The 1,173-nt window shown below is 51.8% G+C and carries 1 protein-coding gene; it reads right to left on the bottom strand.

Annotated elements, in window-relative coordinates; genetic code table 11:
* Positions 1–13: 13 nt before the first annotated feature.
* Entirely contained in the window at positions 14–955 is a 942-nt protein-coding gene (locus tag ACFO5Q_RS16715; protein ID WP_082719706.1) for an IS110 family RNA-guided transposase, read from the bottom strand.
* Positions 956–1,173: the final 218 nt, after the last annotated feature.

A 1,173-nucleotide genomic window follows, 5' to 3' on the forward strand; every position in this document is an offset into this window, starting at 1 on the left:
AAAAGCAGCGGTGTTATGTGTCAAGCGCGGCTGCATAGTGATCCCTCATTTTTGCGTTTGCGCGAATGAGGATTTTTCTAGTGACTGCAATGAGAGCGACTTTACCGGGCTTCCCGTTTTCCCTGAGGCGTTGATAGAAAGCTTTCATTTCCGGATCGAAGCGAATGGCGGGGAGTGTCGCCACATATAAAGCATCGCGCACATGTTTCCGTCCTCCTGTAATTGTCCGCCTGCCGCGCATTAGACCACTATCCCGGTTGATTGGGGCTAGACCAACGAGCTTGGCGATTTGTCCTTTGTCGAGATGACCCAGTTCCGGCAGGCCTGCCAGCAGGAAGCAGGCGGTCCGCAATCCAATGCCCTTTATTGAAGTCAACACTTTGGCCCTGGCCTTGAGTGCTGCATCCTGTTCCAGGCATTCCTCCATCGCTTCCACAACGGCTTGACGCTGTTCCAGCAGGAAATTCAGAGCCTCTTCGATCCAGTCTCTTGCCTTGTTCAGCAGCTTTTCCCGGCGGTTCTTTTCCTGGACAATCATGTGGGACAGCTGTTTGTATCGGACTACGAGGTCTGAGAGTTCCTGCTGCTGTTCAGAAGGTTGTTCAAGAAGGCGTGTTTCCATGCGCCTGCCATAGTCGGCTAGCACAAAGGCATCCACCTTGTCGGTTTTGGCCAATTGCCCACTGGCCCGGGCAAACTGACGGATATATCGGGCATTAACTTTGGCAACCGGCAACCCGGCTGCAAGCAAGGCATCTGTGACCATGCGTTCATAGCCACCTGTAGGCTCCAGGATCAGCCGTTCAATGTCTTCCCTGTCAGCAACCCACGAAAGGAATTTGGCAATGCCGGATGTATTATTGGTAAATGTGTCTGCTTCGCCTTCTGGCAGCAGGCAAACGTCAAAGGATGATTTTGATATGTCGATCCCAATGGATCGCGTGGTATAAGTCATTGGCTTTGTCTTTCTTATACACGAGCGTAAAAGCTCACTCAGCGGTTCGACGAAGCCTCTGTGGTGCGGAAGGGTTATGCTTTTTTACGACCGTAAAAGGTCTTGCCCCGAGTGGGCTCAACCACATTCCGCACCTTGAACAGGGGGTGGCCACCCCCTGTTCAAAATCAAAGAGGCACGAAGATCATAACAAATCTTCGTGCCTCTCAATGTATAAG

It is taken from the genome of Kordiimonas lipolytica, assembly GCF_042651265.1.
GTDB lineage: Bacteria > Pseudomonadota > Alphaproteobacteria > Sphingomonadales > Kordiimonadaceae > Kordiimonas > Kordiimonas lipolytica.

Bases quoted from the DNA above. Each gene is read 5' to 3' on its own strand.
- ACFO5Q_RS16715 (WP_082719706.1), bottom strand. From the start codon at position 955: ATGACTTATACCACGCGATCCATTGGGATCGACATATCAAAATCATCC.